At 31.0% G+C, this 15694-nt stretch carries 15 protein-coding genes; 13 read left to right on the forward strand and 2 right to left on the reverse strand.

Annotated features, from left to right (window positions below):
• The 6 genes from ABIK75_06835 to ABIK75_06860 all read left to right on the forward strand — a co-directional run.
• Nucleotides 1-368 (forward strand): malic enzyme-like NAD(P)-binding protein (locus tag ABIK75_06835; GenBank protein ID MEO0090797.1); only part of this gene is annotated, 368 nt, incomplete at its 5' end.
• A 4-nt stretch (nt 369-372) separates the two neighbouring features.
• Complete coding sequence (lpxB, locus tag ABIK75_06840) at nt 373-1470, forward strand: lipid-A-disaccharide synthase (GenBank protein MEO0090798.1); 1098 nt, start codon at nt 373-375, stop codon at nt 1468-1470.
• Between the two features lie 37 nt (nt 1471-1507).
• A complete protein-coding gene (locus tag ABIK75_06845) occupies nt 1508-4411 on the forward strand; it encodes a hypothetical protein (GenBank protein ID MEO0090799.1) in 2904 nt (967 codons plus the stop codon).
• Between the two features lie 541 nt (nt 4412-4952).
• Entirely contained in the window at nt 4953-5099 is a 147-nt protein-coding gene (locus tag ABIK75_06850; GenBank protein ID MEO0090800.1) for a hypothetical protein, read from the forward strand.
• A 5-nt stretch (nt 5100-5104) separates the two neighbouring features.
• The gene (locus ABIK75_06855; protein MEO0090801.1) at nt 5105-6592 is read left to right on the forward strand and encodes a T9SS type A sorting domain-containing protein; all 1488 of its coding nucleotides are present in this window, start codon (nt 5105-5107) and stop codon (nt 6590-6592) included.
• Nucleotides 6593-6635: 43 nt separating this feature from the next.
• Entirely contained in the window at nt 6636-7961 is a 1326-nt protein-coding gene (locus ABIK75_06860; protein ID MEO0090802.1) for a hypothetical protein, read from the forward strand.
• 39 nt (nt 7962-8000) lie between these two features.
• On the opposite strand, the gene gyrA is transcribed toward ABIK75_06860, so the two are convergent.
• A complete protein-coding gene (gyrA, locus tag ABIK75_06865) occupies nt 8001-10418 on the reverse strand; it encodes a DNA gyrase subunit A (protein MEO0090803.1) in 2418 nt (805 codons plus the stop codon).
• Between the two features lie 58 nt (nt 10419-10476).
• Between gyrA and ABIK75_06870 the strand changes: the two genes are divergently transcribed.
• Genes ABIK75_06870 through ABIK75_06900 form a run of 7 tightly spaced genes read left to right on the forward strand, consistent with a single transcriptional unit; the run spans nt 10477 to nt 15061 of the window.
• Nucleotides 10477-10695, forward strand: a complete 219-nt coding sequence (locus tag ABIK75_06870; GenBank protein ID MEO0090804.1) for a 4Fe-4S dicluster domain-containing protein — start codon at nt 10477-10479, stop codon at nt 10693-10695.
• Nucleotides 10679-11803, forward strand: a complete 1125-nt coding sequence (locus ABIK75_06875; protein MEO0090805.1) for a 2-oxoacid:acceptor oxidoreductase subunit alpha — start codon at nt 10679-10681, stop codon at nt 11801-11803. The genes ABIK75_06870 and ABIK75_06875 overlap by 17 nt, the downstream gene beginning before the upstream one ends.
• Nucleotides 11800-12555: a thiamine pyrophosphate-dependent enzyme gene (locus ABIK75_06880; GenBank protein ID MEO0090806.1), complete on the forward strand. Its 756-nt coding sequence runs from the start codon at nt 11800-11802 to the stop codon at nt 12553-12555. The genes ABIK75_06875 and ABIK75_06880 overlap by 4 nt, the downstream gene beginning before the upstream one ends.
• Entirely contained in the window at nt 12548-13090 is a 543-nt protein-coding gene (locus tag ABIK75_06885; protein ID MEO0090807.1) for a 2-oxoacid:acceptor oxidoreductase family protein, read from the forward strand. The genes ABIK75_06880 and ABIK75_06885 overlap by 8 nt, the downstream gene beginning before the upstream one ends.
• On the forward strand, nt 13090-13962 hold the full coding sequence (locus ABIK75_06890) for a DUF4438 domain-containing protein (GenBank protein ID MEO0090808.1): 873 nt from the start codon (nt 13090-13092) through the stop codon (nt 13960-13962). The genes ABIK75_06885 and ABIK75_06890 overlap by 1 nt, the downstream gene beginning before the upstream one ends.
• Nucleotides 13959-14408 carry a cytidine/deoxycytidylate deaminase family protein gene (locus ABIK75_06895; GenBank protein MEO0090809.1) on the forward strand — a complete coding sequence of 150 codons (450 nt, stop codon included), beginning with the start codon at nt 13959-13961 and terminating at the stop codon, nt 14406-14408. Before ABIK75_06890 ends, ABIK75_06895 begins: the two co-directional genes overlap by 4 nt.
• Nucleotides 14408-15061 (forward strand): DUF1614 domain-containing protein, encoded by a 654-nt coding sequence (locus ABIK75_06900; GenBank protein ID MEO0090810.1) that lies wholly within the window; start codon nt 14408-14410, stop codon nt 15059-15061. The genes ABIK75_06895 and ABIK75_06900 overlap by 1 nt, the downstream gene beginning before the upstream one ends.
• A 429-nt stretch (nt 15062-15490) precedes the next feature.
• Here ABIK75_06900 and ABIK75_06905 read toward each other — a convergent pair.
• Nucleotides 15491-15694: hypothetical protein (locus ABIK75_06905; protein MEO0090811.1), on the reverse strand; the 204-nt coding region annotated here is incomplete at its 5' end.

The following is a 15694-nucleotide window of genomic DNA, read 5'->3' on the forward strand; positions in this document are numbered from 1 at the left end:
ATTTTCCTAATCAAATAAATAACTCCTTAGGATTTCCTGGTATCTTTAGAGGTACTTTAGATGTCAATGCCAGAACAATTACTGACGAAATGTGTATTGCAGCCGCTGAAGAATTGGCAAAAGTTGCCGAAGATAGAGGTTTAAGAGAGGATTATCTAATTCCGACAATGGACGATTGGGAAGTATTTCCGCGGGAAGCGGCGGCAGTCGGAATGAAAGCAATTGAACAAGGAGTTGCCAGAATTGTAATGGATAGAGATAGTTTATATAAAAAGGCATTAGAAACAATCAAAGAAGCAAGAAAAGAAATCCAATTCCTGATGAAAAAGGGACTTATCAAAAAACCACCAAAGGCATTATTAAAATGATTATTTGAAAATACTTTTTCTTTCTGGTGAACCTTCTGGTGATTTATATTTAAATTATCTAATAGAGAATTTTAATAAATTATACCCCCAAATTAAATTATATGTAATTGGCAATAAAGAAAATCTAAAAGGTAATTTTCAATTATTACTGGATACCAAAAATTTTGCAGTGGTTGGCTTTTATGAAGGAATAAAAAAGTCTTTTTCTCTTCTCCCCTATTTAAAAGAGATTGTAGAAAAAATTAAAGAAATAAAACCGGATATTTTTATTCCCATTTCTTTTCCTGGTTTTAATCTTCCTTTAATAAAAAGAATTAAAAATAAGAAATTAAAAATAGTCTATTTTGCGCCACCCCAGATTTGGGTATGGGGAAAATTTAGATATAAAATTTTAAAAAAATATGTAGATAAAATAATCTGTCTTTTTCCTTTTGAAAAAGAATTTTATGAGAAGTTAAAAATAAAAGCATTTTATTTAGGAAATCCTTTGTTAGAAATTGTAAAAACAAATTTAACAAAAGAAGAGATTAAAGAAAAATATAACATAAAAGATGAAAAAATTTTAATTTTAATGCCCGGTTCAAGAAAAGAGATAATAAAAAAGAACTTATCTTTCTTTCTAAAAGTTTACGAAGAATTAAATAAAGATTTCAAAATAAAACCCTTTATTTTAGGGCTAAAAAATTTAAGAAGTTATAAAGAAGATAATCTCTTAAACATACCAATAGTCTACGAAGACCATTATGAATTAATTTCTATTTCGGATTTGGTATTGACTTCTTTGGGAACGAGCACCTTAGAAATTGCCCTTTTAAATAGACCATTTATTAGCATCTATTTTCCTTCTTTTTTAACTTTATTGGTTGGCAAATTTTTAGTAAAAACACAATATTTCTCCTTACCAAATATTTTGTTAAAAGAAAAGGTATTTTTAGAATTTATTAATCCGAAATTAGAAATAATCTATCAAAAAGCAAAAGAAATTTTAGAAAATAAAATCAATTACCAGTCTTATTTTGAAGAGATTAAAAAGATTTTAAATAATAAAAAAGAGATAGCAAAAAATATTATCAATGAGATATTGACTAATTCCCAAATTTAAGTTATAATTATTTTAATAAATAAAAAGGAGGGGAAGGATGCGGTGGGGATTAATTTTTTTAACCTTATTTACTCAAATTTTTTCAAGGTGGACAATACCGATAAATATCTCTAATAATTATTATTCCTCTTTTTTATCAGTTAACAATACCACCAATTTAATAATTGATAATAATGCTAATATCCATTTTATTTGGTATGATTATACTCCTTATTTAAATTATCCTACTCCCCAAATATATTACAAATTTTATTCACCTAAAACAGGGTTTAGCGATAACTATTGTGTAAGCGATAAAGAGAACGAAATTGCTTATTATCCGGCAATCGCTTTAGATTCTTCAAATAACCTCCATTTAATATATGTTTCTAAAAATAATTATTATTATTTAAGATACAAAATAAAAAGTGCTTCACGCTGGACCGAAAGTGAAGTCATTGATTCCTCACCAAATTTTATCTATCCACCTTCAATTGCTATCTTTCCTGATGGTAGAATTGGAATCACTTATTGTAAAATCTATAACTCTTTTTATCAGGTATTTTATAAAGAAAAAAATGAAAGCGGTTGGCAGCCGACTATTATGTTAACAACAAGCAATTTTCATAAATATTATCCAGCAATTGCTATTGACCAAAATAATAATGTTCATATTGTTTGGGAAGGAAGAGAACAAGGGATTTCTAACGATCAAATTTTTTATCGGAAAAGAAACAATAATAATAACTGGGAAGAAGTAATTTTAATTTCCGAAAACTTTTCTCGTGCCCAATATAATCCAACGATTATTGCTGATAAAGAAAATAACATTCACATTGCCTGGTATGGTTATCATCCAGAAAGGAGTATTTATTATCGAATTTATTATCGTTATAAAAGCAATAATGGCAATTGGGAAAATGTTGATACCATTGCTGGTGCTAATGAAGATTTTAATCGCTATCGTTTCTATCCATTCTTCACTTTTGATAACAATAATAGAATATATCTTGTTTGGTTTGGACAAGAAAATATCTCTTATTATAAAATATGGTTAAGAGTAAAAGAAAATGGTGTGTGGCAAGAAAAAATTCAAATTCCGGATAACTACCCAAATGGTTCGGTTTATTATCCAAAAATTTTCGGAATTAACTCAAACTATCTTCATCTTGTTTTCTATGATTACCGGATGAGTAATTCTGAAATCTTTTACATAACAACCCAACCTTATGATATTGGAATAAATAAAATTATCTCGCCAAAAAGATATAATATAAAAGGAATTATCACTCCCCAAATTGAAGTAAAAAACAATTTTAATACTTACCACACTTTTAAAGCCTTCTGCGAAATTTTTGATAACAATAACCAAAGAATTTATGTTGATTCTCAATTTAAAAGTATCGGTGGCTTAGACTCGATAAATGTAAGTTTTAAGGAATATAACTTCCAAAATGAAGGTGATTATCTAATAACTTTCTCATTAAATCTGATTGACGATACCATAAGAGAAAATGATACCCTCTCTAAAATTTTCACCATTGGTAAAGTTGATATTATTTTAAAAGAAATAGTTTCACCAAAAGGAGTAATTCTTTTTGATACAAGTCAAAAGATAATTCCTCAATTAAAAATTATAAATAATGGTGAAATAAATATCTCTTTCTATCTCTATTTCCAAATCAAAAAGAATAATCAAATTTTATATTACGATTCCAGTTATGTCTCAAACATTTCACCGAACGAAGAGAAAGTAATTCAATTTCCATCTCTATCAATTAATGATTCAGGAAATTTTAGAACTTATGGCTTTGTTAATTTGGATGGTGATGTAAATCCAATAAATAATAATATTAAAAACCAATTTTTCATTTTAAATAAAGGTTCTCAATATTGGCATCTATTAAGAGATATGCCTTCTCTACCGAGCCAAAAGAAAGTTGGCAAGGGAAGCGCAATGGCGGTTGCTTTTGATACTTTGATTTTTGCTTTAAAAGGGAACAATACTCCTGATTTTTATTGTTATAATATTAATACTGGTTTCTGGGAGATTTTAAACCCTATCCCCTATTTACCGACAAAAAGTAAAAATGTAAAAGATGGTGGCTCAATTGTTTTTGATGGTGAGAGATATCTTTATATCATAAAAGGAAACAATACAAAAGAATTCTGGCGTTATGATATTTTTAACAAAAATTTTGAAATCCTGCCAGAAATTATTGGTGATAAAAATGTAAAGAAAGGAGCAGATTTGACATTTTATAATGGGAAAATATATCTTTTAAAAGGTAACAATACCAAGGAAATTTTGGTGTTTGATACAGCCACCAAAGTTTGGTCTTCTTTGAAACAACCACCTGCTAAAAAAGGGTTTAAAGAAGGAAGTTCATTGATTACTTGTGAAAGTATTCCTGCTATTTATCTATTACAAGCCACAACCAACCTCTTTTTCCGTTATCTTATAGAAAAAGATACTTGGGAATCTCTACCTCCTTTGCCTTTTGAACATCCAGTAGAAAAGAAAAAGAAGAAGGTAAGAGATGGTGGTTGTTTAGCAATAAAGGATAATATTATCTATGCGATAAAAGGTGGCTCAACAAGAGAATTCTGGTGTTTTAATCCTTATACTAATAAATGGCTTCCCTTAGAAACAATTCCAAAAGGTCCTTATCAAAAGGATAGCAAAAGCGGAACAATCGTTGCCAATAGTTTTGGTATTTTCTTACTAAAAGGTAAAAATGAAAATGAATTCTGGGTTTGGATTGGTCTTCCCAATCTTGATTCAACCTTTGCTTTAAGAAAACAGGAAACAAGAAATATCCAATCCGAAAATCTTTCTAATTTAACAAAGAAAAATTATATTATCTATGATATTACTGGTAGAAAGATAAAAAATAGCAAAAAGATAAAAAGAGGTATATATTTCATAAAGAGAGAGAAAAAATTTGTAATTATTAAATAATTTTCTTCTAAGACAGAATATAACAAATATATTGATTTACTATCACACTTTTAAATTACCTTATCTTTCTTTGCTATCTTTTTATGTGTAAAAAATATTAAATACTATATTATCTCCTATACAGCTCCCTTTTTAATAAAAAGAAAATCCCTCCTATTTAATTAAGATAACTCTTAGAAAATATATAAAAGTTCTATTTATTAATTAAAGGAAACTAAATCCGCTAAGCATCTCCATTTTAAATTTTGTTCTTAATAAATTTCCCTTAATCATTAAAAAGAACTTCTTTATCATAACATATCCCTTCTATATATAAGACGTAAAAAACCCCAAAAAGGTTACCACTTTTTTTAACCCCTTCCTTTAATAAAAATTGGTAAAAACTTCCAAATCTTAAAAAGCATTGAAAATTAAGGATAAAATTAATTTCTAAAAGATATAATTTCTTATTGACTTTTTTTTTCATGGTTACACTTATAAGTGAGATGCTTGGAATTATTGAAATTATACAAATATCTTTTAAAATAAAAAGGAGGAAGAAATGAAAGTAAAAAGTTTGGTTTTTATTTTAATTTTATTAATAATATTTTCAATATCTTTTGCTGGATGGTTTGGAAAACCACATCTTCCGGTTGGAGTTAGTTGGGGTGGTGGGATTACTTACGGAAGAGAGCATATTTTGCAATAGTAGGGATGTATCGAAATAATTTTTATTCTTTTAATGTCAGGAGAGAGGAGGAAAACCGCTGGATACTTCGAACTTCTCTTCCTTGTGCGATGGATTCAGTAGGAGCGATAACTTATGGTAAAAATGAGTTTCAGTGGGGCGATAGGTTATTTAAGTTAGAACACGTATTTGTTTTAGCTCGGACATGTCCTACGCAAGCAAACATTTTTATTTATACTTTTAGTCTTGATACGGGAGCATCCGGTACGTGGGAAACTTTTCAATTAGGTATACCATACAATCAATTAGGACATGGTGCTTCAATAACATTCAGACCAACTAATTATATTTATTGGGACCCCACCCTTTGGTGTTATGTGATAACTCTTGGTGAATTATATTTTACCCAAGGAAATATGACAGGTAACTTTTATTGTCTTCCTATTAAACAGCTATTCTCGCCTGTTGTTTGTGATACAGCAATTGCTTGTGATTGGGTTTTTCCGCCTGATAACGGAGTATTAGACGCTATGAAAATTTTCTTTAGATGGGAAACTATACCAAACGCTAATTATTATTACCTCCAAGTAGACAAAAATCCAGATTTTTCTTCACCAATATTGGATATTACAACTGACAAAAATATTTATAATTCTAAAAAGATTTTTTCTCCCGGTGTGTATTATTGGCGCATCTGCTCCGATGTTTCACCTATTTGGGATTCGGCAAAAAAATTTCAAATAATAGGTCCTGTGATTCGTAAAAGAGCAGTTCCAGAGAGCCTTGGTGTTGGTGGTTCAATTGCTTATCATCGTTTTAAAATGCGCGAGCAGGATACTACCTATGCGGAAAGTATTTATTGTCTAATTGGCGGTTCCCGACAACGTCCGAGAAAGCATTTCTATTGTTATTCTGTGCACAAAGATAGCTGGTTTATGGTAGATTCTACGCGTATTGGCCAAAAAGTTGGAGCTTCGCTCACGTCTTGTTACCAAGGCAGACACCCGTACTGGAAGAAAAGACTTTTAGCAACATTGGCACCCAGAGACCCCGACGGCACTCTCCCACATCACCGCATTTACCACGTACCCGAAAACGAGTGGTACCCAAGCGAGGATCCTATACCCCACGAATTGGGTGCCGGTGCTTCAATAACATTTGATTGGGAAAGAGAGGATCCTTATTTAGTTATTGGTGGTGGTGAAAATAATTTCCTGGTATATCATCGTTCTTCTGATGAGGAAGAAGATTCTTTGACTGAGGGTGGACAATCGCTTATAACCAACAAAATAGTATTCTTTTATTCTTCTGAAAAACCTTCTTACGGAGAAATTTCAATTTATAATCTTTACGGAAAAAAGATAAAGACATTATTTAGAGGAAAAATGGAAAAGAAAGAGTACCAGCTAATTTGGGATAAGAAAGATGAAAAAAAATTTTCTCCGGGTATTTATTTCCTTATAATTAACACAAAAGAGAAGAAGGAAAGAATTAAGATAATAATAACGCATTAAAAAGGAAAGGGGGCTTTTTCAGCCCCCTTATTAAATTATATTTATGAAAAAAATGTTATTTTTAATTTTACCTTTAATAATTAATTCCCAAATTATTGATACTGTGATTCGGTTTAATAAAGAAGTAGGAGACTTATTTTATATTCCTAAATGGAATAAACTTTATATAAATTTTTTTAGGAGTGGTGATAGAAAATTTTGGGTAATGGATTGTTCTACTTATCAAATAAAAAAAGTAATTCCAATACCTACTGATTATAGGGGTGCGGCGCATGGCGCATATAATTGGAAAAGGGATAAATTATACTGTGGTTTTAATCCAAGTCCTGAGAGCCTAATAGTTATTGATGTGAAGAGAGATTCAATAATAAAGATTATAGAAATTGAGGCAATAAGGCTGGAGGGAATATGTTATAACTCAAAAAATGACAAAATTTATGTATCAGAAGATACCTCTATAGTAGTTATTGATTGTAAAAACGATACAATAATCAAAATAATAACTCAATCTCCATATTGGTTGAGTGGCTTTGTTTTTTGGGATTCAATCGGTAATAAAGTATATTGTGGAAGTGCAGAAGATGTTGTAGGAGTAATAGATTGTGAAAAGGATTCATTAATTAAAATAATTTCTACCCGTGTATGGGTACCAGCACATGCTGTTTATAGTTCTATTCAGAGAAAATTATATATAACTTCATACTGGGGAGGAAGAGCAGCAGCAATTTGCACCCGTGGCGATACTTTAATAAGAATATATGATGAGGAGTTAGGACTTTGGAATATAAGAAACATTTATAATGAAAAGGAAGATAAAGTTTATCTTGCAGGATATGGTATTGCAGTAATTGACTGCCAAACAGATTCAATAATTAGATGGATTACAGAGCCAATTGATTTAGCAAATATGTATCTTGCCGAATGGAGTAACCGACTATATGTAGTCACCGCTGTGACAGATTATAATATACTTAGTGTGATAGATTGCAAAAATGATTCAATAATTTCCCAATTAAGATTTGGAAGGTTGGCTAGGGATCGGTATGGAATGACAGGAAATCCAAATACCCATCAGATTTATATTGCTGACCAACTTGATTCTTCCCTTTATGTTATTCGTGATACAATTATTCTGTCTTTAAAAGAAGATAATTCCAAAGGTAAGAAAATAAAAAAATCTTCTACCATAAAATCTTTTTTAGATATGTCTATTTTAGAGAACTCCGATAAGATTGAGATTTATAATGTATCAGGCGAATTACTCATAAAAGCCAAGAAAGATAAAATTTCTTTAAAAAGAATAAGAAAAGGAGTTTATATAATCAGAGATAAACAAAGAGGAAAAATTATTAAAATTATAAAACTTTAAGATAATCTCAAAAAATACCTTCTCCTACTACATTAATAATTAAGAACCTATAATCTTGGCAATATCAATTACTTTGTCTTCTTCTTTTAAGGTAAGAAGTTTCACACCGCTTGCCTGTCTTGAAAGTTCTTTGATTTCCGATACTTTTAGTCTTATTACTGTTCCTTTTAAAGTACCAATAATTATTTCATCTTCTTCTTTGACACTAATTACTTTTACTAAGTCTCCTGTTCTTTCGGTTATCTTTATACCAACAACTCCTTTGCCACCTCTTTTCCTTTTTGGGAAAAGTTTGTAACTCACTAATTTACCAAATCCATTTTCACTTACAAATAATAGTTTTTCATCTTCTTTAATAATTGTTCCAGAACAGACTTCATCACCTTTTTCTAATCTTATTCCAGTAACACCGACTGCATTCCTTCCCATCTCTCTCACATCTTTCTCAGAAAACCTTAATGCCTGTCCTTTTTTGGTAAATACCATAATCTCATTTTTGCCATTAGTAATAAAGGTATCTACTAAATAATCATTCTTTAACAGTTTTATGGCAATTATTCCTGTTTTTCTTGGATTAGAGAATTCTTCTAAAGAGACCTTTTTAACCTTTCCAAAAGCAGTAATCATAAAGACATAGTTCTTTTTATTAAACTCTTTCACTGATAAAGTAGCAGCAATCTTTTCTTCTTTTTCTAATTCTAAAAGATTAACAATTGGTCTGCCTTTTGATTGAAAAGAACCTTCGGGAATCTCATAAACCTTTAACCAATAACATTTACCTTTATCGGTAAAGAATAGTAAATAATCTTTTGTCTGGGCAGTAATTAAATGTTCAACAAAATCTTCTTCACTTATTTCTGTTCCACTTCTTCCTACTCCTCCCCTACTCTGTTTCCGATAAGAAGAGACCGACATTCTTTTGATATATCCTTTATGAGTAATTAAGATTGTCACATCTTCTTCGGCAATCAAATCTTCTAATTTTACCTCTTCTACTTTTCCTTCAATTATATCCGTTCTTCTCGCATCACCATATTTTTCTTTCAACTCTAACAACTCCTTTTTTATTTCTTGCATTATTGCTGGTCGAGAGGCAAGTAAGGATTTTAAACGGGAAATCTCTTTTATTGTTGCCAAATACTCATCCTCTATCTTTTTTCTTTCTAAACTTGTCAATCTTGCCAAACGCATATCTAAAATAGCATTCGCCTGCTTCTCGGTTAATTTAAACTTTTTCATTAAACCTTCTCTTGCCTTTTCAGTATCCTTAGAAGATTTGATTAAGTTAATCACTTTATCAATATTATCTAAAGCAATTTTAAAACCTTCTAAGATATGTGCCTTCTCTTCTGCCTTATTTAATTCAAACTTTGTCTGGCGATAAAAGGTTTGATAACGAAATTCCAAGAAGGTTTGGCAGATTTCTTTTAAATTCATTAATTTAGGAACATTATCTAATATTCCTAAAAAGATAATCCCAAAGGTTTCTTGCAAAGGTGTGTGAGCATACAATTGAGATAAAATTACTTCTTTACTTACATCTCTCTTTAAATCAACAACTATTCTTATTCCATCTCTATCTGATTCATCTCTTAAATCGCTTATTCCTTCTATTTTCTTTTCCCTTACCAATTGAGCAATTTTTTCAATCAAAGCAGATTTATTTACTTGATAAGGAATTTCTGTGATTACAATCCTTTCTCTTCCTCCTTTGGCTTCTTCAAATTTCACTCTTCCCCGAACAATAATCTTACCTTTACCAGTAAGATAGGCTTCTTTTATTCCTTCGGTTCCAAGAATTATTCCGCCGGTAGGAAAATCTGGTCCTTTAATATAATCTAAAAGTTTTTTATCAGGGAGAGTGGGATTATCTATTAAAGCTACAAGTCCATCCACTACCTCTTTAAAATTGTGTGGCGGAATATTTGTTGCCATTCCCACAGCAATTCCCGAAGCACCGTTTAATAAAAGATTGGGAAATGTTGCCGGTAATAAAACCGGTTCCTTAAGACGGGCATCAAAATTGGGAACAAAATCAACAGTGTCCTTATCTATATTTTTAAGCATCTCTTCTGCTAATGGCGTCAATCGTGCTTCAGTATAACGATAGGCAGCAGGCGCATCCCCATCTATAGAACCAAAATTTCCTTGTCCCTGAACCAATGGATAACGCATTGAAAAATCTTGTGCCATTCTTACCAAAGCATCGTAAACTGCCATATCGCCATGGGGATGATATTTACCTAAAACATCGCCAACGACCGTTGCTGATTTTTTAAAAGGACGATTAGAAAAAAGACCAAGTTCATACATTGAATAAAGAATTCTTCTTTGGACTGGTTTTAACCCATCACGAAAATCCGGCAATGCCCGTCCAATAATTACGGACATTGCATAATCTAAATAGGATTTCTTTATTTCATCTTCTATATAAACAGTAATTATCTCTTCTTTCATTGCTTATATTATAATTAATCTAATTGAATTTTCAATTTAGATATATTAAAATAAATAGATGTTTAAAATTAAATTGCGTGAAGAATGGTGTAAAGGGTGTTATTTTTGTATAAATATCTGTCCCAAAAAGGTATATACCTATTCTAATGAATACCATCCAAGAGGATTTAAGAAGGTAAAGATTGATAAGGAAGAAAACTGTATTGGTTGTCTTTTGTGTGAAGAACTTTGTCCTGATTTAGTAATTACTATTATAAAGGATGATAAGAAGAGTTAAATCTTTATTAAAACCAGGAAAATATTTTATGCAAGGAAATATTGCTTGTGCCGAAGGAGCTCTGGCTGGTGGTTGTCGCTTTTATGCCGGCTATCCAATAACACCTTCTTCGGAAATAATGGAACATATGGCAAGAAGATTAAAAGAAGTTAATGGGTATTTTATCCAAATGGAAGACGAGATTGCTTCTATCTGTTCAGTTATTGGTGCTTCTTGGAGTGGAATAAAGGCAATGACCGCAACAAGCGGACCAGGTTTCACTTTGATGCTTGAAGGAATTGGTTATGCGATCATGACCGAAACTCCCTGTGTAATTGTTGATGTCCAAAGGCAAGGACCAGCAACCGGTCAGGCAACAAGACCAGCCCAAGGTGATGTAATGCAAGCAAGATGGGGTGCTTCCGGTGATTACCAAATTATCGCCCTTGCTCCCTGGTCAGTGGAAGAGATGTATTATCTAACAATTGAAGCCTTTAATCTTTCCGAAAAATTTCGAGTGCCAACAATAGTTTTAAGTGACGAAATAATTGCCCATTTAAAGGAGACATTAACGATAAAAGAAGAAGTAATAATTTATGAAAGAGAAAAGGATATAAATAAACCACCATTTTTAGGAGATGGCAAAGTTTCGCCAATGCCTTCTTTTGGCGAAGGCGCAAATCTTTTAATAACTGGTTCCACCCATAATGAATGGGGGGTAAGGAAAGCCTTTGACCCTATTTCTCAGGAAAAACTTACTTCCCATTTAATAAAAAAGATAAAAAATTGTGAAGAAGAAATTTTAAAATATGAAACATATTTTATTGATGATTGTGATTATTTAATTATTGCTTTCGGCAGTGTTGCCCGAAGTGCTCTTAAAGCAATCCAGATGTTAAGAAAAGAGAATATCAAAGTTGGACTTTTCCGGCCAGTTATTCTTTGGCCCAGCCCTATAAAAAAGATTAAGGATTTAATAAAAGAGAAAAAGATTATTGTTTGCGAAATGAATCAGGGACAACTAATTGAAGAAGTTAAAAAATATAAAGAGGAAATTTTTGGCTTATTTAAAACTCGAGGGGAAGCGATTTATCCTTATGAAATTTATAATTTTATAAAAAATTTATGAGTGAAAAATTATATAAATATTTGAGAGAAGAAGTTTTCCCTACTCCTTTTTGTCCAGGTTGTGGTCATGGAATTTTATTACAAACTATTTTAAGGGCAATTGATGAATTAGATATTGATATTAAAAAAATTGTTTTTGTTTCCGGAATTGGTTGTGCTGCTTGGATACCAAGTCCCCATTTTAAGGCTGATACTTTACATACTTTACACGGCAGACCATTAGCCTTTGCTACCGGTATCAGGATTACCAGACCTGATTTAGAAATTATGGTAATTAGTGGTGATGGTGATTTAGGAGCAATTGGCGGCAATCATTTAATCCATACTGCCCGAAGGAATTTAAAAATAATTACTATCTGTGTAAATAATAGTATTTATGGAATGACTGGTGGTCAGGTTTCTCCAACAACACCAAAAGATATTATCACCGAAACCTCTCCTTTTGGAAATCCCGAAGAACCTTTTGATTTATGTGCCTTGGTAAAAAGTTGTGGCGCCGAATTTGTTTGCCGTTATACTGTTTTTCATACTAAACCATTAAAAAAATCTATCCAAAAAGCATTCCAAATTAATGGTTTTAGTTTTATTGATGTTATTTCGCCCTGCGTTACCCATTATGGCAGAAGAAACAAAATGCCTACCCTTTATGATTTCTATCAATTTATTATAAAAAACATTATCTCTTATGAGAAGGCAAAAAGTCTAAACAAAGAAGAATTGAAAAATAAAATTATTATTGGTGAATATGTATAAAGATTTAGAAATAAAAATTAGCGGTACTGGTGGTCAAGGGATTGTTGTTGCCGGTGAAATCCTTGCCAAAGGAGCGGTATTAAAAAATTATAATGCCAGTGTCATTCCTTCTTATGGCTCACAGGTAAAAGGTGGTTGTGTAGAAGTCCAGATAATTATAAGCAAAGAGTTTATTCCTGCTCCCTTTGTTGGCCAGTTAAATATTCTCTGTGCCTTATCACAAATTGGTTATGATAATAATTTAAATCTAATTAAAAATGAAACTACTATATTTTATGATGAGACCTTAGTAAAAGAGATAAAAGATATTGGCAAACATATTCCTGTTCCTGCTACTCAATATTGCTTAGAAAACTTTAATACTACTTTACCTGCTAATCTATTTTTTATTGGTTTTTTAACAGGATACTTGAAAGATTATTTAAATATCTCAGATTTAGAAGAAATCTTAAAAGAAGATAAAAAATTATTTACTGAAATTAATTTAAAGGCATTAAAAGAGGGTTATTTATATTTTAAAGAAAAGGAGGTATAATGATTAAGACAAATAAAGAAAGATTACCAATAATTTCCGTTATTGGAGAAATTTCAATGCCGATAAGAAGATTTCCTTATACCGTAAGTCACGAGGGAGAATTATTTTCTTTTCCGGGAACTGGTGGAATAACTTATAATGTAAAAGTTGGTGATAAAGCCTTTGGTTGGATTGGTGACCATATTGAACCAGGAGTATCAATAAAATTAAAAGACGAAAATGAAAATCGGGCATTAAATACTTATGCTTGTATTGGTAATGAAGCAATAGTTGTTAGTGGTGATGCCAAAGGAAGTAAAGGCTATGTTACTGGTAAACACGGTGGAATTGAGCATATTTTAGTATATTTTTCTGATGATATTTTAGAAAAACTAATAATCGGTGATAAAATCCAGATAAAGGCAAGGGGTCAGGGATTAAAAATTGAAGGTTTAGATGATGTTATATTTTATAATTTAGATCCAGAACTTTTGGAAAGAATGGTTGACATTGGTTTAAAAGTAAAAAATGGAATACTATATTTTCCGGTTACCCATATCATTCCGCCGGCAATTATGGGCAGTGGTTTAGGAAGTATTGCTACTTCTTCTGGCGATTATGACATTACTACCCAAGATAAAGAGAGTATAAAAAAATATGGCTTAGAAGATTTAAGATTTGGTGATATTGTTGCCTTAATTGATACTGATAACCGTTATGGTCGCTGTCTTAAAAAAGGAGCAATCTCTATTGGTGTTGTCGTCCATTCTAACTGTGTAATTGCTGGTCATGGTCCAGGAGTTACCACAATTGCTACTTCGGTTAATGGTAAAATAAAACCAGTTAAGAACAAAAAGGCAAACATTGGCTATTGTTTAGGAATTCTTGAATGAAAAATAAAAGAATATCCTGGGATGAGTATTTTATGAAAATTGCCGAAATGGTCGCCGAACGCTCTACTTGCCTAAGAAGAAAGGTTGGCTGTGTAATAGTCAAAGATAAAAGAATATTAGCAACCGGTTATAATGGTGCACCAAGTGGTTTAGCCCATTGTGAAGAGACTGGTTGTTTAAGAGAGAAGTTAAAACTAAAACCTGGTGAGAAAATTGAGATCTGCCGAGGAATCCACGCTGAACAGAATGCTTTAATTCAGGCTGCTGCCTTTGGTATAAATGTTTCTGACGCAGCAATTTATACTACTCACCATCCTTGTATTACCTGCACCAAAATGTTAATCAATGCCAAAATTAAAAAGATTTATATAAAAGAAGATTATCCTGATAAACTATCCAAAGAGATGTTAAAAGAAGCAAAAATAAAAGTAATCAAACTAAAATAATGTTCTTTTTACCTTTTTCTCTTCTCTTTTTTCTCTTTTTATTATTCTTTCCTCTATTTTTTCTACTTGTTCCCTTGGGAGTTATTAATATCTCCTTCCAAAAATTAGGTCTATCACCAGAATTTGGTTTTCTATTTTTTCTATTATCACTAATCGGTAGTGGAATAAATATTCCGATTATTGAAGAAAAAGTTTACAGAGAAGAAGACTTTTATCTTCCCTATCCTTTTTCTTTATTTTATCGCCTACCAAGATATCAGAAAAAAATTATTGCGATAAATTTTGGTGGCTGTATTATGCCTTTATTACTTTCATTATATCTTTTATCAAAAGTATCTATTCTTTCAGTAATTATCTGTACTTTTTTAATGATTTTAATAAGCAAATATTTAAGTAGACCTGTTCCTGGCATTGGCATTGTTATGCCGGCAATAATTCCGCCAATATTTTCTGCCATTTTTGCCTTAATCTTTGGCAAGCCAAATCCTTCAGCGGTTGCTTATATTTCCGGTGTCCTTGGTGTCTTGATTGGCGCTGACTTATTAAACCTATCAAAGATAAGAAAAACAAACTACTCAATCTTATCAATTGGCGGTGCTGGTGTCTTTGATGGTATCTTCCTTGTCGGTATTATCGCCGTCCTTTTGATTTAATACCAAAAAGAAAGAAAATATTAAATATTAACATAAAAATCTTATAAAATTGAAATTCTTATTAAAAAAATTGCTTATTATTATCTCTTTATAACCAATGAAAATCAAAATCTATACTATCTCCTATACTGCTCCCTTCTCAATAGAAAATAGAATCCTCCTGTTTTATTAATATAGATTTTATAAAATATATAAATTAGTTATTAGTGAAAAAAATCAAACGTCGATAGCACCTCCATTTTGGATTTTAAATTATCATTATCTAATAACTTCCTTATCCAATGATATTTGTTATAATATCTTTTAACCAACTGATAGCCATATTTTATCATATATTTCCCCCATATATATAAGACGTAAAAACACCCCAAAAGGTTACCACTTTTTTAATTTGATATTTCTATTTCGGAAATTATCTAAATCATTATTTTAATAGCTGTTTAATACATTTATGTAATTGGTTAAGACATCGTTACCAGCCATAAGGTGACAATAATCAGGAGAATAATAATCTAAAATAATAACCGGAAAATTAGCAAAATTTTCATTTAAATGAGTTAATCCTAAAGATTTGAGTTTTTCTAAAGGAGTTAAATTATTCATACCATAGCCAAAATGTGGTCTTTCGGTATT

Source organism: candidate division WOR-3 bacterium, assembly GCA_039801725.1.
GTDB lineage: Bacteria > Hydrothermota > Tepidihabitantia > Tepidihabitantales > DTDR01 > DTDR01.